Consider the following 21368-nt stretch of genomic DNA (forward strand, 5'->3'; position numbering starts at 1 on the left):
CCCACGCACGGCAGCGGACAGTTCGCGCAACCGGACCCGAATCAGTTCCCGTCCGCGAACACCGGGTATGCCGGCGGTCAGTTCGCACCGCCGGACCCGAATCAATTCCAGGCCACGAACTTCGCGCCGGGCGCCGGACCGTTCGATCAACAGAACCCGTACCAGGCCCCCACCGGCCCCGGCGGATTCGAGCCACCGCAGCCCGGTGGCTTCCAGGTACCCGAGGCCGGTGGTCCGCACAGCGGTGGCCAGTTCGAACACCAGTCGGGGTTCCAGGCACCCGGGCCCGAGAGCAGTGCACCGTACGGAAGTGGGCAGTTCCCGACTGCCGACCCGAATCTCTATCCCGGACAGCACAACCCGGAGCACTCGCCCTACGGCGCTCCCGGCGCAGGCGGGCCGTGGCCGGACGGCGGCAGTCAATTCGACCAGGCCCCAGGTAGTTACGCGCCGGGCGCCTCCCCCGAATCCGGTGCCGTTCCCGTGCCGCAGGGCGATGCTCCAGGTAGCCCGGTCTACGGCTGGGCTCCGCCACCGATACCGGCCGCACCACCCCAGCAGCAGCCTTTCCAGCAGCAGCCGCCGGTAGGCAACCCGCCGGCCGGACAGTTCGGGACACCGGAGTGGGGTGGCAACCCGGCACAGCAGGCCGGCGGCGGACAGCAACCCCACCAGCAGCAGCAGTTCCAGCAGCAGCCGGGCCAACCGGGGCAAGGGCAGTTCCAGCCGCGGCATATGCCGGAACCGGGCCAACCGGGGCATTCGGTCAACGATCTGGACCTGCTGAAACGTGCACGTAAGGCCCCCCGGGGCGGTTGGCGCCGGGCGGTGCACAAGGTTTCGCGCGGAGTGATCAACCCGGGTGAATCGGCTGCCGATGTCGTCCACCGCGACCTGGCGGGCCGGGTGAACGCGCCGGTACACGGCGATTTCCGGATCGCGATCCTCTCGCTCAAGGGCGGGGTCGGCAAAACCACCACAACGGTCGGCCTGGGAGCCACCTTCGCCTCGCAGCGCGGCGATCGGGTGATCGCCATCGACGCCAACCCCGACCTCGGTACCCTCGCCCACCGGGTGCCGCGGCAGACCCGCTCCACCGTGCGCAATCTGCTGGAAGATCAGAACATCACCCGGTACTCGGATGTGCGCGCGCATACCTCGCAATCGCCGAGCCGGTTGGAAGTGCTGGCCAGCGAGCAGGATCCGGCGGTTTCCGAGGCGTTCAGCGAGGCCGACTACCGGCGCGCGATCGGGGTTCTGCAGTCGTTCTACAACATCATCCTGACCGACTGCGGTACCGGGCTGATGCATTCGGCGATGTCCGGGGTGCTCGATATGGCGAGTTCGCTCGTCCTGGTGACCTCGCCCGCCATCGACGGTGCGCGCAGCGCCTCGGCCACGCTGGATTGGCTGGACCACCACGGGTATTCACATCTGGTGCGGCAGACGGTGGTGGTGGTGAACGCCTCGCGGCGCGGCTCCACCTCGGTGAATCTGGATCATCTGCGCCGGTTGTTCCTGGACCGCACCCGCGCGGTGCAGGTGGTGCCGTTCGACGATCATCTCGCCGAGGGCGCCGAAATCGATCTGGAGCTGGTGAGCAAGCCGACCCGGCTCGCACTGCTGGAACTGGCCGCGATGGTCGCCGACGACTTCGCCAATGTGGACGGGTATCCGTACGGCAACCGTTACTGACCGGGTGCCGCGGGCGGGGGTTCCGCGGTGATCCGGCGGGCCGCCGTCTCGAAGGAATCCAGTACGGCCGCGATGGCCGGACGGGTATCGGCGCGCGGCCGGGTGACCAGATCGTACATCCGGGCAGCGCGGACGCCGGATAACCGGAGCTGGGACAGACCGGTGTGGGTCACGGCGTAGCGGGGCATGAGCGCTACCCCGTACCCGGCGGCGACCAGTGTTTCGATCATGCGGAAATCATTGAGCCGCTGAACGATTCGCGGCGCTACACCGGTAACGGTGGCGATCGATCGCAGGACATCGTCCACCGGGAAACCACCGCGCACACTCAGCCATGCCTCTTCGGCCAGTTCCGCCGGCGTCACCGCAGATTTTCCGGCCAGCGGATGGCCGGGCGCAACGAGCACATCGATGGGCTCGCGCATGAGTACCCGGGAGCCGATCCGGGGCCCGGACACCGGGGCGGCCCGCTCGTCGCGATGGGTGAGCACAATGTCGTAATCGGCCAGTAGGCGCGGTGTCCGGGTGGGCGGCACGTCCTCGTCACCGGCCACGATCTCCACACCGCTGCCCGCCATGGCCGGTAGGACATGCGGTAGCAGCAGCGCCCCTCCGGACGGGAACACTGCCACGCGCACCTGCCCGCGGGGCGAGCCCCGGTAGTGGGCCATTTCGGCGACCGCGCGATCGAGTGCGGCCAGCACCTCGTCGGCGCGGACCACGAGGGCGTGGCCCGCATCGGTCAGCCGCACCCGGCGGCCGCTGGGTTCGAGCAGAGTGACGCCCGCCTCCCGGGTGAGCACCTTCAATTGCTGTGATACCGCCGACGGTGTCATCGACAGGGCCGCTGCTACGGCGCCGACCGTGCCGCGATCGGCGAATTCCCGCAGGATACGGAGCCGCTCCACGGATAAGTTCGGACCCGCCGAGACCATTAAGAAATTCTAAATCATTCGTCCATAACAATTCAATTGTCCTCATCGTTCAAACATCCCACGATTGAACGGTGACCTCCCGTGACCGCCTCCTCGCCGCGACCGTCGTCCTGCTGTGGGGCGTGAACTTCCTGGCCATCCGAGTCGGACTCGACCATCTACCACCGTTCTTCTTCGCCGCCCTGCGCTTCGCGGTCATCGCGCTGCCCGCGGTGCTGTTCATCCCGCGGCCACGAGTCCGAATGCGCTGGATCCTGCTCTACGGCACGGGTTTCGGGATCCTGCAATTCGCATTCCTGTTCACCGCGATGCGAATCGGCATGCCCACCGGGCTGGCTTCGCTGGTGCTGCAATCCTCCGCGCCGTTCACGGTGGTCCTGGGCGCCCTACTGCTGCGGGAACGGTTGCGGCCGGTACAGGTCGCCGGGCTGCTCGTCGCAGTAGCGGGAATGGCGTTGATCGGCTGGAATCAGTTCGCGCATGCCGCACTGCTGCCCGTACTGCTGACGCTGGCCGCCGGATTCGGCTGGGCGCTGGGCAATATCGGGGCCCGCCGGGCAAGCGTGGAAGCTCCCGGAAGCAATCCGCTACACCTGACCTTGTGGATCACCACGGTGCCCGTGCTGCCGCTGCTGGCGATATCCGCACTCTGGGAGGGCCCCACGGCGGGCGTGGAGGCGCTGCGGGACACCTTCACCGCGGACGGCTGGCCCGCACTGATGGCCCTCGGCTATACGGCCGTACTGGCGACCGTGGTCGGGTCGGGTATGTGGACCTACCTGATGAGCCGGTATCCGGCGGGGACCGTCGCACCGCTGTCGCTGCTGGTCCCGGTGGTCGGTTTCACCGCGGCATGGATGTTCCTGGGTGAGACGCCCGCACCGGCGACCCTGATCGGCGGCGCGGTGGTCATCGCGGGTGCTTTTGCGGCCACTGCGGGTGCCCGCAAACCGGCTGCCTCGCGCCGGGATGCCCTGGTGGCGGCCGGGAACACCCCCCTACCCGGGCCGGAGGATCTCGTCGCGCAGCAAGGCGCCGTATCGGCGCCGCCGGGAGCCGGCCCGGCGCCGAAGCCGGACGCCTCCGCGCTCCGATACAGCGGCAGGGTAACCGGGGCGGTAGGGGCCACGGACTCCGGGCGTCCCGCCGAACACGCGCTCCGGTAGCACCGAATTCCACTCGGTCGGTGCGCCGTGGACAGCGCATCCCATTAGAGTATGGCGCAATCGCGACAGCAATCCGGATCGAGTAGTGGACACAATGGCACAGCATCGGTGGCCCGCCACGGGTACCGCAACGGTTTCTGATCAGCGGACCACCGGAGTCGGGGGGATTTCCCGGCGCACCGCGCTCCGGGCGGCGGCCGCCGGAGCCGGCGCCGCCGCCGCGGCGACACTACCCATCCGATCGGCCGGTGCCGCGAAAACCCGGGTCGCCGTGCTGGGCGGCGGGGTCGCCGGACTCACCGCGGCCCACGAACTCGCCGAACGCGGATACGAAGTCACCGTCTACGAACGCCGGGCGCTCGGTGGCAAGGCCCGCAGTATGGGCGTACCCGGCACCGGCGGCGGCGGGCGTCCCGACCTGCCCGGCGAACACGGTTTCCGCTTCTTCCCCGGTTTCTACCGGCACGTCCCCGACACCATGCGGCGGATCCCGTTCGCCGCCAACCGCCACGGGGTATGGGACAACCTGGTGACGGCGCCCGACGCCCGCTTCTCGAGGGCCGGCGGCGACGATATCCGCGTCTCGATGAAATTCGGGGATCTGTCCACCGTGACCGCCGACGGTATGCGGGAAAGCCTCTCCTCGGTGATCTCCACCATGCTGAAGATGCCGCCCCAGGAGGGGCTGTTCTTCGCCAACCGGCTGCTGGTGTTCTACACCAGCTGCGATGCGCGCCGCCTGGGACAGTGGGAGCGGACCTCCTGGCTCGATTTCGTGGGCGGCCACGAACGATCGCACGAGTTCCGGGCGCTGGTTTCGCGCACTCTGACCAGCCTGCTGGTCGCGGCCAAAGACGAGCTGGCCAGTGTGCGGACCATCGGCACGATGGGTGAGCAGTTCCTCGGTAATCCGCTGAAGATCGGCTTCGACGGAGACCTGGACCGAGTGCTGAACGGCCCCACCAACAGCGCCTGGATCGACCCCTGGGTGACGCTGCTGCGCGATCTCGGAGTGCGGTTCGAGGTCGGGGCCGAGGTCCGCGGACTCGATATCACCGACCGGCGGATCACCGGCGCCCGGATCGTCACCGCAAACCGCGGCACCGAAACGGTGACGGCGGATCATTTCGTGGTCGCACTTCCCGCGGAACGCGCCCGCGACCTGTGGAGCGCCGATATCCTCACCGCCTGGCCCGCACTGGCGAAGATGAGCGCGCTCTACACCGACTGGATGACCGGAATCCAGTTCTACCTGCGCCGCGGTGCCGCGCTCGGCAGCGGGCACAGTGCCTATATCGACTCGCCCTGGTCGCTCACCTCGATCGCCCAGAACGCCCTCTGGGCGCGCAAACTGCCCGAATACGGCGACGGGACAGTACAGGACTGCCTCTCCGTGGATATCTCCGACTGGAACACCCCTGGGATATTGTTCGGCAAAACCGCCAAGGAGTGCACACACGAGGAAATCGCGAAGGAAACGTGGGCGCAGATCCTCGCCCATCTCAACGATCGCGAAGAACTGCTCCGCGACACCGATCTGCATTCGTGGTTCCTCGACCCCGGTATCACCTGGCACGCCGATCGCGGTGAAAACAGCAACGCCGACCCGCTGCTCATCAACACCGCCGGCTCGTGGGATGCACGCCCCGAACCGCACGGCGGAGTCGAAAATCTCTTCCTGGCGGGCGACTATGTGCGCACGAATATCGACCTGGCAACCATGGAGGGCGCCAACGAATCCGCCCGGTCGGCAGTGAACGCGCTGCTCGACGTCACCGGATCGGATGCGCCACGCTGCCGCACCTACACCCTTTACCGGGCTGTCGAACTCGAGCCGCTTCGTCAGGCCGACACCGCCGACTATGCCGCCGGGCGCCCGAACCGGTTCGATATCCAGTTCTGAAACCGGACCGCGCCGTCTCCAGAGAGACAAGGGCCGCCCCAGCGGTGCGCCCTTACCTCCGTGCAAGGGCCGGGGCGACCCGGCGAATTCGGCGATCGCGACCGGGCGAACTGCCGGCCCGGAGCCGGGCAGCCGGAGCGCTCCTGCGGCAGAGCTGCGCGGGCCTCCGATCACCGTGGGCCCTCATTGTCACCAGGGCGTGAACTCACCCGCGCCGGATGAGAGCGAGCGGCGCGGATCATTAGACTGCCCGACGTGGCAGATATCTCGGTGCGCGGGCGAACAGCCCTCACAGTGGCCGACGCGGCGGCGTGGGCATCGCGCAAGGCGGGCCGTGGCAACGGTTCGATGATCGGCGGCCTGCTCGCCCTGCGCATCGATCCTCAAATCATGAAGCAGCTCGGCCGCGGTCGCCGCACCGTGCTGATCACCGGCACCAACGGCAAATCCACCACCACCCGGATGACCACCGCCGCACTGAGTACCCTCGGTGAAGTCGCCACCCAGGCCGACGGCGCCAATATGGATGCCGGGATCGTCTCGGCGCTCAACGTCCACCGCGACGCACCGCTGGCCGCCATCGAGGTGGACGAACTACATCTGCCGCACGTCACGGATGCGCTGAAACCCGAGGCGGTCGTCCTGCTGAACCTCAGCCGCGACCAGCTGGACCGGGTCGGTGAGATAAATATGATCGAACGCCGCCTGCGCTCCGGCCTGGCCCGGCATCCGGACACGATCGTCATCGCCAATTGCGACGATGTGCTGATCACCTCGATCGCCTACGACCATCCCCATGTCATCTGGGTCGCGGCCGGGAGCGGCTGGGCGATGGACGCCACCAGTTGCCCGCGCAGCGGCGAACCCATTCTGTGGGAGGGCCCGCACTGGCACAGCACCGGCACCGATTTCGCTCGACCGCAACCGGATTGGTGGCTCGACGGGGACAAACTCTGCGGGCCCGACGGTATCCGGCTGCCGTTGCGACTGGCCCTGCCCGGCCGCGCAAACCGGGGTAACGCCGCCCAGGCGGTAGCCGTGGCCGTGGCCATGGGGGCCGAGGTGGAGCAGGCGTGCGCAGCCACGGGCACCGTGCAGGAGATCGCGGGCCGGTACCGCACCGTGCAGGTCGGCGAGCATGCTGCCCGGCTGCTGCTCGCCAAGAACCCGGCCGGTTGGCAGGAAGCGCTGTCGATGATCGACCACAGCGCCGCGGGCCTGGTGATCGCGGTGAACGGGCAGGTCCCCGACGGGGAGGACCTGTCGTGGCTGTGGGATGTGCGATTCGAGCATTTCGAGGACGTCCACGTCGTCGCCGCCGGGGAGCGTGCGACCGATCTGGCGGTGCGCCTGACCTACGCCGGGGTCGCGCACACCACCGTGCCGGACCCGGTCCGCGCGATCGCTTCCTGCCCGGCAGGGCAGGTCGAAGTACTGGCCAATTACACGGCGTTCCGCGATCTGAACCGTGACCTCCGGGAGCGCACACAATGAGCGAATCGACCGTCCGGATCGGGCTGGTACTACCCGATGTGATGGGCACCTACGGCGACGGCGGCAACGCGGTAGTACTGCGGCAACGGCTGCGGTGGCGCGATATCGACGCCGAAATCGTGGAGATCGACCTGCCCGACCCTGTCCCGGACTCGCTGGACATCTACACCCTCGGCGGCGCCGAGGATTCCGCTCAGCGCCTGGCGACGCGCCACCTGCTGCGCTACCCGGGCCTGCAAACAGCGGCCGGTCGCGGTGCCCCGGTACTGGCCATCTGCGCGGCGATCCAGGTACTCGGCCAGTGGTACGAAACCTCCAGCGGCGAACGCGTAGAGGGAGTCGGACTGCTGGACGCCACCACCACCCCGCAACTCACCCGCGCGATCGGCGAGGTGACCACCACGCCACTGCTGCCCGGACTGTCCGCCCCGCTCACCGGTTTCGAGAACCACCGCGGCGGTACCACCCTCGGGCCCGGCGCCACCGGCCTCGCACGGGTGTCCCGTGGTGTCGGCAACGGTGTCGGCGATGGCCTGGAAGGTGTGGTGCAGGGTTCGGTCCTCGGCACCTACATGCACGGCCCCGCCCTGGCCCGCAATCCCGAACTCGCCGACCACCTGCTCTGCCGGGCCCTCGGCGTGGACTCGCTACCGCCCCTGGACCTACCAGAGGTAGACCGGCTGCGCCGTGAACGGCTACGTGCGTGATTGCGTCCGCTCCGGTGGAGTCGGGGGCGGAACCAGTGCTCGGCGGTGCGCCGTAGACACTGTGTGAGTGAGCTACGACCATATGCTGCTGCCGTCCGGAGTCGCCGCTACACCTGCCGAGGTGGATGCGTATTTCGCTACGCAGGAGGGGCGGGCGGAAACGTCCGCGGTGGCGGCGCTGGCGGCCGAGTTGAACAACCGCAATACCGAACTTCCGGAGGCGGACAGTTTTCTGAGCGCGCCCGTCGGCGGGGTGCCGTACGGGGCTGCGCTGCATATCGCCAGTCCCTACGATGCGATCGGATTCGTCCGAAATCTGGTGTTCGAACTGGCCACACCGCGCAACTATGCGGTCTACGACCCGCAGCTGGCCTGGCTGATCGACCCGGCCGGGCATATCCCCGTCACCGTTACACACGGAGGCGCGGGGGAATTCCCGTACCTGACCGAAACCCTTGCCCATTTCTGGATTCGCGAATTGGCCGATCCGAATCCGTATCTCATCGTGGAACGGGAACCGCAGGTCTATATCCAGACCTATCGGAATTCGGCGCAGGATTTCACCCTCGAATACCGCGACGGCACACCCGACCGGCATTTCACCACACAGGTCACGGGCGCGGACACCGTGGCCGAGCTGATCTGGGACTGGACCCGCCGCAACCACGACCGGCTCGGCCGACTGTCCTGGGAACATCTGGAAATGTAACCGCAGGCACACCCGGCCAGACCTGCGTGCCCACAGCACCCGAAACAGCGAAGCCGGCCGCCGATGTGGCCGAACATGCCCAACCGCCGCCCACCCCGAACCGAACGTCACCAACGGCGGCGTCGAGTTCAGCGAGGCCCTGAAAGGTTTCGGCCCGTCGAGGGGGCCGAAACCCCGTGCCGCCGGAGGCGGCGCCAATTACAGCGCGCGGCGGCCGGAGAAAGCGCGGCCGAGGGTCAGTTCGTCGGCGAACTCCAGGTCGCCGCCCATGGGGAGGCCGGAAGCCAGACGCGTGACGGTGAGACCTGGGAAATCGCGCAGCATCCGCACCAAGTAGGTCGCGGTGGCCTCGCCTTCGGTATTCGGGTCGGTGGCGATGACGACCTCGGTGACATCCACACCGTCGTCCTGGTTACCGATCCGGGTGAGGAGCTCCCGGATCCGCAACTGCTCGGGCCCCACACCGCTCAGCGGGTCCAATGCACCGCCCAGCACGTGGTAGCGGCCCCGGAATTCGCGGGTGCGTTCGATGGCCGGAACGTCCTTGGGCTCCTCGACCACACAGATCATGCTGCGGTCCCGGCGCGGGTCCGCGCAGATCCGGCACAGTTCGCCGTCGGCGACGGTGCCGCACTGCGCGCAGAACCGCACACCGTCGCGGATCTTCTGCAGCACCGCCTGTAACCGATCGATCTCCGGTGGTTCCACCTGTAGCAGGTGGAAGGCGATCCGCTGGGCGCTCTTGGGACCGACGCCCGGTAACTTGCCCAGCTCGTCGATGAGATCCTGAACCGGACCCTCGTACACCGCGATTCTCCGGGACGGCTCAGAAGCCGGGCAGGCCCGGCGCACCACCGCCGCCGGCGAGCGGACCCAGCCGCTCGGCCGCCAGCTGCTGGGCGTTGGCCATCGCCTGGTTGATCGCGCCGATCACCAGATCCTGCAACGTCTCCACATCCTCAGGATCCACCGCCTTGGGGTCGATATCGAGCGACAACACTTCACCTGTCGCTTTGATCGTCACCTTGACCAGGCCGTTTCCCGCCTGCCCCTCGACCTCGGCAGCAGCGATCTCGGCCTGCGCCGCCATCATCTGCTCCTGCATCTGCTGGGCCTGCTGGAGCAACTGCTGCATATCGAACTGACCATCGGGCTGCACGGCATTCCTCTCTACGGACGAGTCGTGATTCAGCCTAGTAGGCGCACCTCTGCGTTCGCTCAGGCCATGCGCAGGAACATGCCGGCACGCCGGCCGGGCACTGGTCTCCGCGCGACCGGTGTAGTCCGCGATCCGCGCACGGCCGGCGCGAAGTGAAGATCCCACTACGCCGTACGTTCGCGGATCGGCCGATTCTTGTCGGTGGGCCGGTGAATGATGCGGGCAATCATTCAGTCGAGGGCAGGGAGAATCATGGCACCGACGATTGCCGCCACCACGTACGACTGCGCGGATGCCGCCGCACTGGCGGGTTTCTACGCGCGCCTGCTCGACCATCCGGTCGACCCGGAAGCCAGCGAATTCGTCGCCACCGTCGGCCGCGAATCCGGGATGACACCACCGCTGTTTTTCCTGCAGGTGCCGGATCGGACTCCGGGCAAGAATTCGATCCACCTGGATCTCATGGCCACCGATCTGGCGGCCGAGGTCGAGCGGGCCGTGGCGCTGGGCGCGCAGCATATCGGTGATTTCGCCGAGCACGGCTTCCAGTGGGCCACGCTGGCCGATCCGGAGGGCAATCTGTTCGATATCGCCACCCATTCCTGAGCCGGGAACAGTTCTTCGCCTCGACCGCCATCGATGGCGGAGCTGCTCCGCAGCCACCGGCCGGCCCGCCGCGGGCGACGGTCACGGTTCATCCGTGCCTGCCACCTGCGGCGGGATCGGCAGTCTCAGCCGAGTTCGCGGTTCAGGTTGGCCAGCACCTCGGCCTGGATCTTGCGCAGCCCCAGCGGGGCGAAAATGCCCTCGAAGATGCCGGCGATTCCACCTGCGCCCTGCCAGGTGGTTTCCAGAGTCACGGTCGAACCCGCACCGGACGGGGTGACCTTCCAGGTGTTGACCAGTGTGGAGTTGGCGTCCTTCTCGGTGACGACGGTATCGGCGACGGACACCTGGGCGCGGATATTGCGGACTCGTTTCTCGGTGGCCTGTAGGGTCCACTCGGCCACGGTGCCGTCGCCCTGGCCGCCCTCCACCACCTTGTAGTCGCGATAGTGCGCGGAGAGAATCTTCGGCCGCATCTCCGTGTAGTCGGTGATGGCCGCCAGCGTGCGCTGCGGATCCGCCCCGACCTCGATCGAACTGCCGGCCTTGACCTGTCCCACTTGAACACTCCTTATACGGGTGGGTTCTGACAACCCCATCCTGCCCTGCGTCCGCCGAACCCGTCCCGCCAGCCCGGCAATTACGGACAAATGTCATAAAGCCGACCAATTAACAAACTCGCCCGAAACGGCTGCACATTGGATAACACAACGGTCGATTCGGGCCCCAGAACCGCACGCACCGAACAGCGACGCCGCGTTCAGCACGACACCTTGAAGGTTTTGGGTCGACCACGCGGCCGAAACCTCCCCGCGCCCCCGCGCCTAATGACACAAATATGTGACATTTCAATCTTGATCATACCCCTGCGCTGGCCGACCAAGACCATGTAGGGCTAGCGTCTAGACGTGGCAATGAGTCTGTTGGGGAAGGCCGGCCACGGTCCGGCCGCATATGAATCCGGGTTCGCCGCATATCGGGCAGGTGTCGACCGCCTGCTCGCGAGCTACCGTGCGATCCCGGCCGATGCCGATGTGCGATTGGCCAAGAAGACCTCCAACCTGTTCCGGGCGCGGGCGAAGAACACCGCACCGGGACTGGATGTCTCGGGGCTGACCCGCGTAATCGAGGTGGACCCGCGGGCGAAAACCGCCGAGGTCGCGGGAATGACCACCTACGAGGATCTGGTGGCCGCAACCCTGCCCTACGGGCTGGCCCCGCTGGTGGTGCCGCAGCTCAAGACGATCACCTTGGGTGGCGCGGTAACCGGGCTCGGGATCGAATCCAGTTCCTTCCGGAGCGGCCTGCCGCACGAATCGGTACTGGAGATGGACGTGCTCACCGGGGCGGGAGAAATCGTCACCATCACACCGGACGGCCCGGATGCCGATCTGTTCCGCGGATTCCCGAACTCGTACGGCACCCTGGGTTACACCACCCGCTTGAAGATCGAATTGGAATCGGTGCCCCCGTATGTGGCGTTGCGGCATCTGCGGTTCCACGATCTGCGCGAACTCGAGGCCGCGCTGGACCGGATCGTGCTGGAGCGCAGCCACGACGGGGAACCGGTCGACTACCTCGACGGTGTGGTCTTCAGCGCCGGGGAGAGCTATCTGACGCTGGGCCGGCAGACCGACGAACCGGGTCCGGTCGGCGATTACACCGATATGGATATCTACTACCGGTCCATCCAGCACGACGGTCCGGAGCCGAAACGGGACCGTCTCACCATCCACGATTACCTGTGGCGCTGGGATACCGACTGGTTCTGGTGCTCACGCGCGTTCGGTACACAGAACCCGAAGATCCGCCGCTACTGGCCGAAACGATACCGCCGCAGCAGTTTCTACTGGAAACTGATCGCCCTCGATCACCGCCACAACATCGGCGACAAACTCGAGGCACGTAAAGGTAATCCACCGCAGGAGCGCGTGGTGCAGGATATCGAGGTCCCGGTGGAACGCACCGCGGATTTCATGGAATGGTTCCTGCGCGAAATCCCCATCGAACCCGTTTGGCTGTGCCCGCTGCGGCTGCGCGATACCGGCGCCGCGACCGGAACCCAGCCGTGGCCGCTGTATCCGCTACGGACCGGTCGCACCTACGTGAACATAGGCTTCTGGTCGGCGGTGCCGAAATCGCCCGGCCGGATAGATGGCGCGGCAAATCGTGCCATCGAGAAAACCGTCACAGAATTCGACGGACACAAATCCCTGTACTCGGATTCATATTACGAACCCGAGGAGTTTGCCGCCCTGTACGGCGGTGAGAGATACAAAGAATTGAAGAAACGCTACGATCCCGACCAGCGCCTGCTGGATCTGTATTCGAAGGCGGTGCAACGCAGATGACGACATTCAAAGACAGATCCGATGCTTTTGCGGATCTGGGCGCCAGGCTCAGTATCGCCGAAGTTGTCGAGACCTTGGTCGACGGCGATGTTCCCATCAAGCTGACCGCCTACGACGGCAGCACCACCGGCCCGGTGGATTCCGATTTCGCGCTGGAGATCCGCAATCCGCGCGGCATCAACTATCTCGCCAACGCGCCGGGCGATCTCGGCCTGGCCCGCGCCTACATCGCCGGGGATATGGACGCCGCGGGTGTGCACCCCGGCGATCCCTACGAGATCCTTGCGGCGATGACGGACCTGAAGTTCAAACGTCCGTCGGCGCTTTCGCTGGTGGCGATCGCCCGCTCGCTGGGCTGGGAGCGGTTGCGCCCGGTACCGCCGCCGCCCCAGGAGACGGTACCGCGGTGGCGCCGGATCGCGATGGAGGGTCTGCGGCATTCCAAAGCCCGGGATGCCGAGGTCATCCACCATCACTACGACGTCTCGAACGCCTTCTACGAGTACGTGCTGGGTCCTTCCATGACCTACACCTGCGCGTGCTACGGCGAACGGGATTGGACGCTGGAACAGGCGCAGGAGAACAAGTACCGGCTGGTCTTCGAGAAGCTCCGGCTGAAGGAGGGCGACCGGCTGCTCGATATCGGCTGCGGCTGGGGTGGCATGGTGCGTTACGCCGCCAAGCGTGGAGTCCGCGTCATCGGCGCGACCCTCTCGGCCGAGCAGGCCGCGTGGGCGCAGAAGAAGATCGCGGAAGAAGGACTGGGTGATCTCGCCGAGGTGCGGTATTCGGATTACCGCGATGTGCCCGAGGGCCAGTTCGACGCGCTCTCCTCGATCGGTCTCACCGAACATATCGGGGTCCACAACTATCCGTCCTATTTCCGGTTCATCCAGAGCAAACTGCGTGACGGCGGCTTGTTCCTGAACCACTGCATCACCCGGCCGGACAACACACGCACCACGAAGGCCGGGGACTTCATCGACCGCTATGTCTTCCCCGACGGGGAACTCATCGGCTCGGGCCGCATCATCAGCGATATCCAGAATGCCGGACTCGAGGTTGTGCACGAGGAGAACCTGCGCGAGCACTACGCGCTGACCCTCACAGAATGGTGCAAGAACCTGGTGGCCAACTGGGATGCCTGTGTCGCCGAAGCCGGCGAAGGCACCGCGAAGGTGTGGGGCCTGTACATGGCGGGCAGCCGGCTGGGTTTCGAGCGCAATGTGGTGCAGTTGCACCAGGTACTCGGTGTCAAGCTGAGCAGCTCCGGTGTGCCGGAGGTACCACTACGGCCCTGGTGGCAGCCCTGACGAGTGGTCCTCGGTGCCCCGGGTGGTGTCCGCCGATACCCGGGGCACCGTGCTGTTCATCGGCGCCGGCGCCGGCGTGTCGCCGTAACACGGTCAGCGCGTGACGTGTTCAGAGCACTGCACTTCTGGTCGACGAGGCCCGCGGGCGCCCACGACGCTTCTCGCCGGCCGAACGGGGCTGGACATGGCCGACTCCTTGTTCCCGAGGATCCGGTGCCTGCGACCATTACCGACACAGGCCTGGAATACCTGTGCGATCCCGCCGATCACGCGGTGATACCCGGCCCAGGTGCTCGGGCACACCGAAGCGTCGGCAACGGCCTCGGACCGATTGCGGCGCAGACAAATAGGTGTGCGATCGGCCGGGCTCAGTTGCTTCGGCACACGAATATACTTCACGCATTCTCATTCCCAGCAGTGAAAAATTCACCGGGCGGCTCCTGCAATTCGACGTGCTAATGTCCGGTCGCACAAGCTGGGATCGACCCCTTCATCCGCAGCCGACCGGTTCTATGTTCCACTCGAATCGAATTGGGTTTATGCAAATTTCGACCACAGTTCCTGCCACGCTTCCTACCGCACCGGGAAAATGGCCACTCGCGGGACATATTCCGTTACTCCTGCGCGACCCGTTGGCGTTCTTCCGTTCACTGCCGGCCCACGGAGACCTGGTCCGAATTCAGGTCGGACCGGCTCGCGCCGTGGTTGTGTGCGATCCCGAGTTAACCTGGCAGGTACTGAGTCACGACCGCCTTTTCGATAAGGGTGGTCTGTTCATCGAACGCGCGCGGGAGGTGTTCGGCGACGGTCTCGGGACGTGTCCGCATGCCCTGCACCGGCGACAACGGCGTCTGGTCCAGCCTGCATTTCACCCTGGTCGCCTGCCCGGCTACGCCCGGACCATGACCGATCTGATCGATGAGACAACAGATTCATGGCGCGATGGCCAGGAATTGGACGTGCTGGCCGAAATGACGGCGATCACCTCGGCTACGACCGCTGCCACGATGTTCAGCGAGGCGTTACCACCCACGATCCGCCGACGCGCACTCGACGATCTCACCACTGTGCTTTCCGGCATCGTCGAGCAGATGCTGTTGCCGCCGCCGCTCGGCAAACTTCCTACTCCGAGGCTTCGCCGCTACCGGCGGGCCCGCGCCCGCCTCCGAGGGACTCTCCAGGAGGCCATTGCCACTCGACGCGCGGACCACACCGACCGAGCCGACCACGGCGACCTGCTGTCCGCGTTGCTGTCCGCCCGCGACGGTGAGCTCGATCGACATGGTTTGAGCGACAGCGAGATACTCGATCAGGCCGTATCCTTCTTCTTCGTCGGAACGGACACCACTGCCTCGACCCTGGCCTGGGCATTCCACCTCCTGGCCGAGCATCCCCACCTCCGCGAACGACTACAGGCAGAGGTAGACGAAGCGCTGGCCGGCCGGCCGGTGACCCATGCCGATCTACCCCGGCTGGAGTTCACTCGCCGGATCATCACCGAAACGCTGCGCTTGTGGCCGGCTGGATGGATGTTCACTCGGATGGTCTCCACCGATACACACCTGGGCGATCATGTGGTTCCGGCCGGAACCACCATCGTGTACAGCGCGTATCTCCTGCACCACCATCCCGGCCTGTACGACGACCCGGAACGTTTCGACCCGGACCGATGGCTACCGGATCGGGCCGGAACGATTGCGCGCCACGCCTACATCCCCTTCGGGGGTGGTGCGCGCAAATGTATCGGAGACACCTTCGCCATTGCCGAAGCCACCCTCGCTCTGGCCGCCATCGCCGCGCGCTGGCAACTTCAACCTGTTCTCGATCAGCAGGTTCGTCCCGCCGTGGCGGCGGTCATCAGACCGAAGGGATTGCGTATGCGCGCTGTCGCGAGGTCGTCGAGCCGAACCGAAGGATGTGCGGTGTGATGAATTCGGTTTCCGGTGCGGTGGAACCACCGCAGAATGAATCCATTTCAGAGATGTGGTCGAGTATCATGGACTCATTCGGCGTTTCGGCCGATGAAGTATCCGGTTTGTTCAATCCCCACGCCGAACAAGCGCATACGCTGACTCGGAACTGGGCGAACGACTACGGTTTGCTCGGAAATTCCGATCGGCAGCAGTTGTTCGATCGCCTCGGCTACACACACCTGCTCGCCTACGGATGCACCACCGCTCCGCTGGAGCGTCTGGCCCTTTTCTCCCAGTGGTTCACCTACTACTTCTTGCTGGACGATCAACAAGACTTGGCTGTTCTGACGGGGAGAACCGAGGACTTCGTCGCGTTGCAGGAGGAACTCCGGCACGTGCTCCGGACACGTGGTACGGATGGCTCGGCACCGGGCCGGGACCTGCCGGCAGCTGTCGCGGAACTGTGCCGCCGCACCACTCCGCACGTATCGGACGAGTGGTGGTCCCGGTACGTCGCACACGCCGAGCAGGTCTTCGCCGCGCAAGGACAGGAAAACACCTATCGGTCGAGTGACGATTTCCCCGCGCCGGCCGAGTTCAAGGAGGTCCGCCGGCGCGCAGGGGCAGCAGACATGGTTTTCGATATCATCGAAGCGTGTGAAGGCACCGGGATACCGGGATCGATTCGAAACGACCCTGCCTGTTGCCGGTATGCCGACGGCCTCAACGACTTCACGACATGGACCAACGATGTACTGGGTGTCGACCACGATGCGGCCAATCGCGATCCCAACAACTATGTCCTGATCCGGCAGAATTCCGATGGCCTCGACCGCCGCACGGCAATCGATTCGGTGACCGGCGAGATAGTGGAACTGGTTCGCGATCTACCCCGTCGCCGAGATGAAGTGCGCAGGGCGGCGCGCAAATGTTCTGCCGCTGAACAGGATCGGATCGAACTGGCTCTCGGCGCCTGGTACGACTGGTCGATGTACGTACCGATCCACTATTTGCGAGCTGATGGCCGTCTGTCTCAAATGGATCGGGCGCAGCCGAGGCAGCCACCGGCATTCACCGAGGATCTGCTGTGAGACAGACAGAAACGCCGATTTCACCGCATAGTGAACGATTCGGCCCGGCAGCACTGCGGCAACGACCATGTCGTGTATTCGACCGAGTGATTCGGTCGAAGTGACCGCCACCTCATCTACAAAACTGGAATGGTGATTTATGAGTCTGTCGTATGTGAGTTCCATCTTGGATGCACCGGCGGAGAAGGTATGGTCGGTGCTGGGTGACTTTCACGGACTGGCGGAGTGGGTGACGATGATCGCCACTTCGAAGCCTGAAGGCGGTGACGGTGTCGGTTCGGTTCGCCGCGTCACGCTTGTCGATGGACGTGTCGTAGGCGAGCGGCTGGTTGCTTACGATGATCCCGGCCGTCGTTACTCCTACCAATTCGGTGACGATGAGCTTCCGTTCCCGGTGCGGTCGTATCGGGGAACGGTGCACGTTCTGCCTGTTACCGATACGAATCGGACCTTCATCGAGTGGTTCGGCGAATTCGACTGTGAGGCAGCGCAGGTCGAGGAGATGAACGCTGTTTTCACCGGTATCTATACCGAGTTCATCGCCAACCTCCGCGACCATCTCGTTCGACTGCCGGTGACATAACCGACCTGTCCGTTCACGGTCCCGCCGCGCCGGATCAGCTCAGCAGTTCGTCCAGGAAACGGATGGGGACACGGTTCTCACCCAGCGTGCGAACCGTGTCCGTCCCGTCCGGGGTGGACACCGGCAGATCGTCGCGCAGAACCCGCAGGATCTCGAGCACCGCCGGTCCCGCATCGAGCAGCGGCCGGGTCCAGCCGAGTTCGGCGCAGGTGGCGACCACCGGCGCCAGCAGCGCCGCGGCCTCGCCGACCCAGCCGGCGGCGGCCAGAGATTCGGCGAGCAGCAGCGAGAGGTCCAGGTCGGCGCGGGGGCGCCCCTGCTCCCGTGTGCGGCTTTGAAGTGCCCGCGCATGCCGGGCCGCACGTTCGTGTTCCTGCCGGGCACCGCCGGCCAGCAGTGCCCGGATGGTGGCGATCTCGCGTGCCTCCATATCCAGGACCGACGGCACCACGGGGGGTTCGGGTTCGCGGCGAGGTTCGAGAAGGTTGCCGGCGACGGCCGCGGTGCTTTCCGGGGCACGATCGGGCGCGACAATGCCCAGCCGGTACTGCTCGGCCCGGATCTGCGCGGCCAGCCGGACCAGTTGATGGTCCGCGGCGATCCGCGCGCCCTCGCCCAGCCGCACCGCGGCCGCCGGTAGATCCCCGAGTAGTGCCTTCACCCGGGCGCCGGTCACGATGGTGGCGATCAGGGATTCGATCGGCCCGACCCGCGCGACCAGCTGGTAGGACTCGTCGAACAGTTCCTCGGCGCCGAGCAGATCACCGCGCCGGTACTCGAGTTCTCCCAGCAGCCCGGCGGCGGTCCGGACCCCGTGCGAACGCGGACCGGACCGTATCCGAGCCGTTTTGTAAGCCTGCCGGTAGGCACTCGACGCCACCGCGATATCCAGCTGCTCGTAGGCGATGAGGCCGCGACCGCACCAGGCGAAGATCTCACCGAGCGGCTCCCGGGACCGTTCCTGATACGGTCGCGCCCACTCCAACATTTCGCTCGCGCCCCGATAGTCGAATTCGGAAATCTGCACGTAGGCGTGGATATTGGCTGCCGTGGCGACCGTCCAAGCGGGCAGTTCACCGGGATGGCGCAGCGATTCGGCGACCAGTTCGAGTACGCCCGCGGAGCGGTCGTGCGAGATCTCGTCTGCTGCGGCGAGTACATCGGCCTGGCAGCGCTGTTTGCGCACCTCCCCGTCGCCCTCCGGGCTCCGGGACAGCACGTTCGACAGCCGATTCAGCGCCGAGCGGGCCGCGGTGGACTGCTGGAGGTTCACATTGGCCCGCGCGACCGCCATCAGCAGCTTCGAACGCGAGGCCACCTGCTGGACGGGAAGTTTGGACACCGAACCGAGCAGTGTCGCGACCCGCGAACCGTCGATCAAATCCATTCCGCCGTTCTCGAGCAGATCCAGCGCCGTCTTGAAATCGGTCCCGGCCAGCGAATGGTCCACCGCGCGGCGCAACAGCTGGTGTTCGGCGTACCACCTCGCGGCGCGGCGGTGCAGGTTTTTCACCCGGCCCGGGTCCGTCCGGTCCAGGCGGGCACGCAGATACTCGGCGAACAACGGCTGCATCTGGAACCACTCCGGTTCGTCATCGGCGCGCCGCACGAACAGCTCGCGCCGCTCGGCTTGCTCCAGCAACCGCGGCGCCTCGGAGTTTCCGGTGAGCGCGATGGCCAGCGAACCGTTCACCTGCTCGGCCACCGCAATCACGGCCAGGAAGTCGAGCATCTCGGGTTCGAGGGCGTCCAGCACGTTCTCGGCCAGATATTCGCGGATACCGTGCCCGCCCTCGGACAGGCGTTCCAGCAGGACAGCCGGATCGGGATCGTCGCGCAGCGCGAGACTGATCAGCTGGATCGCGGCGGGCCAGCCATCCGTGGCGGTGTACAGCCGGTCCAGCTGTTCATCGTCGAGAGCGAAACCGTTGCGGCGCACCAGAATCTCCCCGACCTCGGCGCGGGTGAGCCGCAGCTGCGCGGAATCGACCTGCACCAGTTCGTCGTTCATCCGCATCCGGCCGATGGGAAGTTCCGAAGGGTCCCGACTGGTCACCACGAGCCGCAGATGGTGGCAGCCGCTGTCCAGCAGACTCGACAGCACCCGTTTCGCGCCGGGGTCGGACAGCCGATGCCAATCGTCGATGATCACCACCACCGGATCGTCGCTGGTGTGTAGTTCGGTGATCAGGCTGGATACCGCGATGGTGATCGAATCCGCGGGCCGCTCCTCGAGCATCTGCCCCAACCCTGCCCCGATATCGGGACGCACCCGGTGAATGGCTTCGATGAGATGGGCGAGGAACCAGACCTCGTGGTCGTCGCCGCTGTCGATCCCGATCCAGGCGACCGGCAGTCCGAGTCCCTCCAGCTCGTCGCGCCACTGCGCCGCCAGCACGCTCTTGCCGAAACCGGCGGGAGCATGGATCACGGTGAGCCGGCGTTCCACACCGGTGCGCAGGATCTCCAGCAGCCGTGGCCGGCGGACCGGTTCCCGGGGTGGTGTCGGTGGCCGGAACTTCGTGGCCGGACTCGGCGGCAGGGTGGCAGGCGATCGCGGCCGTGCGCCCTCCACAACTCCACGCCGGCCGGAAGTGCTGCCGCGCGGACCGGTCTCGCCGACGGCCCTACCGGCACGCGAGCCGGTGCCACTCATCCAGCCGGAGGCCGTCGGCGGCAGCAGGGGCCAGCTGCGGCGGGCGGTCACCGCGGGCGGCTGCCGGGCGTGCGCCGGCGGCCCCATCTCCACCGCGGTGATCTCCGGGTCCAGTAGTGCCATATCGTCCGGGACCTGCCCGTGCGCTATCTGCACCTCCCGCAACATCTCACCGAACTCGAAGGCGGACGCCGGACGGTCCCGCGGGTCCTGTGCCATCGCCTCTTCGATCACGCCGGCCACATCGGCGGGTATGTCCTGTTCACGGAGATCGGGTACCGGTTGTGTGGTGATCCGCAGGAATTGTGCGACCACCCGCTCGCCGGCCTGCCGCTCGAACGCCGCATGCCCGGTGAGCAGAGCGAACAATGTCGCGCCGAGGCCGTACACATCGGATTGGACGGTAGGCTCCTCGCCCTTGAGTACCTCGGGTGCAGTGAACGCCGGAGAACCGGTGATCTGACTGTCCGAAGTGCGGAAACCGCCGGGCATCCGGGCTATCCCGAAATCGGTGAGCTGCGGTTCGCCGTAGGAACTGAGCAGCACATTGGCCGGTTTCACATCGCGGTGCAGGATCCTGGTCCGGTGTGCGCTCTCTATGGCACCGGCCAGTTTCACTCCGGCACGGAGGGTATCGGACCAGCTCAACGGGCCCAGATCATGGACGAGACGTTCGAGCGACCCGTGCGTGGCGAACGGCATCACGATGAACGGCAGGCCGCCGGCCGTTACATCCACCTGCAGGATGTCGACGATATTCGGATGCCCGGACAGCCGGCCCATGGCGTGCTCCTCACGCAGGAACCGTTCCCGGCTCTCCGGGTCCAGATCCGACGACAGCACCTTCACCGCGACAACCCGGTCCAGTGCCCGCTGCACACACCGGTATACGACGCCGAAGCCGCCGCGGCCGACCTCCTGCGCCTCGGTCAGCCCCATGGCGGCCAGGTCTTCGACGATGCGCTCCGATCCGGCGGCCGGGGCCTCCGGTCCAGGCCCTGGAACAGCCATGGTGGGCTCGGGGCCACCACGGTCGGGCTCGGCGACGCTGGGGGAATCGCTGCCGGACTCGGTACTGCGCGGCGCG

At 66.3% G+C, this 21368-nt stretch carries 15 protein-coding genes and 2 pseudogenes; 12 read left to right on the forward strand and 5 right to left on the reverse strand.

Annotation, left to right across the window (positions count from 1 at the left end):
* Positions 1-267: 267 nt before the first annotated feature.
* Positions 268-1695 (forward strand): annotated as a pseudogene (locus tag NS6_RS36545) (MinD/ParA family ATP-binding protein); the annotation flags it as partial.
* On the opposite strand, the gene NS6_RS24835 reads toward NS6_RS36545, so the two are convergent.
* Positions 1689-2630 carry a LysR family transcriptional regulator gene (locus NS6_RS24835; protein WP_068046116.1) on the reverse strand — a complete coding sequence of 314 codons (942 nt, stop codon included), beginning with the start codon at positions 2628-2630 and terminating at the stop codon, positions 1689-1691. The pseudogene NS6_RS36545 and the gene NS6_RS24835 overlap by 7 nt on opposite strands.
* Positions 2631-2701: 71 nt before the next feature.
* Here NS6_RS24835 and NS6_RS24840 point away from each other — a divergent pair.
* From NS6_RS24840 to NS6_RS24860, 5 genes and pseudogenes are all read left to right on the forward strand, one after another.
* Positions 2702-3649 (forward strand): annotated as a pseudogene (locus tag NS6_RS24840) (EamA family transporter); the annotation flags it as partial.
* A 241-nt stretch (positions 3650-3890) separates the two neighbouring features.
* Entirely contained in the window at positions 3891-5699 is a 1809-nt protein-coding gene (locus NS6_RS24845; protein ID WP_084471382.1) for a hydroxysqualene dehydroxylase, read from the forward strand.
* Between the two features lie 255 nt (positions 5700-5954).
* Positions 5955-7193: a Mur ligase family protein gene (locus NS6_RS24850; protein WP_084471383.1), complete on the forward strand. Its 1239-nt coding sequence runs from the start codon at positions 5955-5957 to the stop codon at positions 7191-7193.
* Positions 7190-7900 (forward strand): type 1 glutamine amidotransferase, encoded by a 711-nt coding sequence (locus NS6_RS24855; RefSeq protein WP_068046125.1) that lies wholly within the window; start codon positions 7190-7192, stop codon positions 7898-7900. Before NS6_RS24850 ends, NS6_RS24855 begins: the two co-directional genes overlap by 4 nt.
* A 67-nt stretch (positions 7901-7967) precedes the next feature.
* The gene (locus NS6_RS24860; RefSeq protein WP_068046128.1) at positions 7968-8609 is read left to right on the forward strand and encodes a hypothetical protein; all 642 of its coding nucleotides are present in this window, start codon (positions 7968-7970) and stop codon (positions 8607-8609) included.
* Positions 8610-8807: 198 nt separating this feature from the next.
* Here NS6_RS24860 and recR read toward each other — a convergent pair whose 3' ends face one another.
* Both recR and NS6_RS24870 read right to left on the reverse strand, forming a co-directional pair.
* Positions 8808-9416, reverse strand: coding sequence for a recombination mediator RecR (gene recR, locus NS6_RS24865; RefSeq protein ID WP_068046131.1), 609 nt, complete (start codon positions 9414-9416; stop codon positions 8808-8810).
* A 19-nt stretch (positions 9417-9435) separates the two neighbouring features.
* Complete coding sequence (locus NS6_RS24870; RefSeq protein WP_068046133.1) at positions 9436-9768, reverse strand: YbaB/EbfC family nucleoid-associated protein; 333 nt, start codon at positions 9766-9768, stop codon at positions 9436-9438.
* 252 nt (positions 9769-10020) lie between these two features.
* Here NS6_RS24870 and NS6_RS24875 point away from each other — a divergent pair, with 252 nt between their 5' ends.
* Entirely contained in the window at positions 10021-10374 is a 354-nt protein-coding gene (locus tag NS6_RS24875) for a VOC family protein (RefSeq protein WP_068046136.1), read from the forward strand.
* A 125-nt stretch (positions 10375-10499) separates the two neighbouring features.
* Here the strand turns inward: NS6_RS24875 and NS6_RS24880 are convergent, their stop codons facing one another.
* Positions 10500-10934: an SRPBCC family protein gene (locus NS6_RS24880; RefSeq protein ID WP_068046139.1), complete on the reverse strand. Its 435-nt coding sequence runs from the start codon at positions 10932-10934 to the stop codon at positions 10500-10502.
* Between the two features lie 354 nt (positions 10935-11288).
* On the opposite strand from NS6_RS24880, the gene NS6_RS24885 reads away from it, so the two are divergent.
* The 5 genes from NS6_RS24885 to NS6_RS24905 all read left to right on the forward strand — a co-directional run bounded on the left by NS6_RS24885 (position 11289) and on the right by NS6_RS24905 (position 17625).
* Entirely contained in the window at positions 11289-12725 is a 1437-nt protein-coding gene (locus NS6_RS24885; protein WP_068046144.1) for an FAD-binding oxidoreductase, read from the forward strand.
* Positions 12722-14038, forward strand: coding sequence for a class I SAM-dependent methyltransferase (locus NS6_RS24890; RefSeq protein ID WP_068046147.1), 1317 nt, complete (start codon positions 12722-12724; stop codon positions 14036-14038). Before NS6_RS24885 ends, NS6_RS24890 begins: the two co-directional genes overlap by 4 nt.
* 539 nt (positions 14039-14577) lie before the next feature.
* Complete coding sequence (locus NS6_RS24895) at positions 14578-15966, forward strand: cytochrome P450 (protein WP_068046149.1); 1389 nt, start codon at positions 14578-14580, stop codon at positions 15964-15966.
* 68 nt (positions 15967-16034) lie between these two features.
* Positions 16035-17042, forward strand: coding sequence for a terpene synthase family protein (locus NS6_RS24900; protein WP_157112927.1), 1008 nt, complete (start codon positions 16035-16037; stop codon positions 17040-17042).
* Positions 17043-17196: 154 nt separating this feature from the next.
* Positions 17197-17625: an SRPBCC family protein gene (locus NS6_RS24905; protein ID WP_245669495.1), complete on the forward strand. Its 429-nt coding sequence runs from the start codon at positions 17197-17199 to the stop codon at positions 17623-17625.
* 34 nt (positions 17626-17659) lie between these two features.
* On the opposite strand, the gene NS6_RS24910 is transcribed toward NS6_RS24905, so the two are convergent.
* Positions 17660-21292 carry a protein kinase domain-containing protein gene (locus NS6_RS24910; protein WP_245669497.1) on the reverse strand — a complete coding sequence of 1211 codons (3633 nt, stop codon included), beginning with the start codon at positions 21290-21292 and terminating at the stop codon, positions 17660-17662.
* Positions 21293-21368 lie beyond the last annotated feature (76 nt).

This window comes from Nocardia speluncae NBRC 108251 (assembly GCF_001613245.1).
GTDB classification, from domain to species: domain Bacteria; phylum Actinomycetota; class Actinomycetes; order Mycobacteriales; family Mycobacteriaceae; genus Nocardia; species Nocardia speluncae.

Excerpts from the sequence above, each read along its gene's own strand:
- NS6_RS24900 (WP_157112927.1), top strand. The coding sequence starts at position 16,035 with ATGGACTCATTCGGCGTTTCGGCCGATGAAGTATCCGGTTTGTTCAAT.
- NS6_RS24890 (WP_068046147.1), top strand. The coding sequence starts at position 12,722 with ATGACGACATTCAAAGACAGATCCGATGCTTTTGCGGATCTGGGCGCC.
- NS6_RS24910 (WP_245669497.1), bottom strand. The coding sequence starts at position 21,292 with ATGGCTGTTCCAGGGCCTGGACCGGAGGCCCCGGCCGCCGGATCGGAG.
- NS6_RS24835 (WP_068046116.1), bottom strand. The coding sequence starts at position 2,630 with ATGGTCTCGGCGGGTCCGAACTTATCCGTGGAGCGGCTCCGTATCCTG.
- NS6_RS24845 (WP_084471382.1), top strand. The coding sequence starts at position 3,891 with ATGGCACAGCATCGGTGGCCCGCCACGGGTACCGCAACGGTTTCTGAT.
- NS6_RS24885 (WP_068046144.1), top strand. The coding sequence starts at position 11,289 with ATGAGTCTGTTGGGGAAGGCCGGCCACGGTCCGGCCGCATATGAATCC.
- NS6_RS24855 (WP_068046125.1), top strand. The coding sequence starts at position 7,190 with ATGAGCGAATCGACCGTCCGGATCGGGCTGGTACTACCCGATGTGATG.
- NS6_RS24895 (WP_068046149.1), top strand. The coding sequence starts at position 14,578 with ATGCAAATTTCGACCACAGTTCCTGCCACGCTTCCTACCGCACCGGGA.
- NS6_RS24875 (WP_068046136.1), top strand. The coding sequence starts at position 10,021 with ATGGCACCGACGATTGCCGCCACCACGTACGACTGCGCGGATGCCGCC.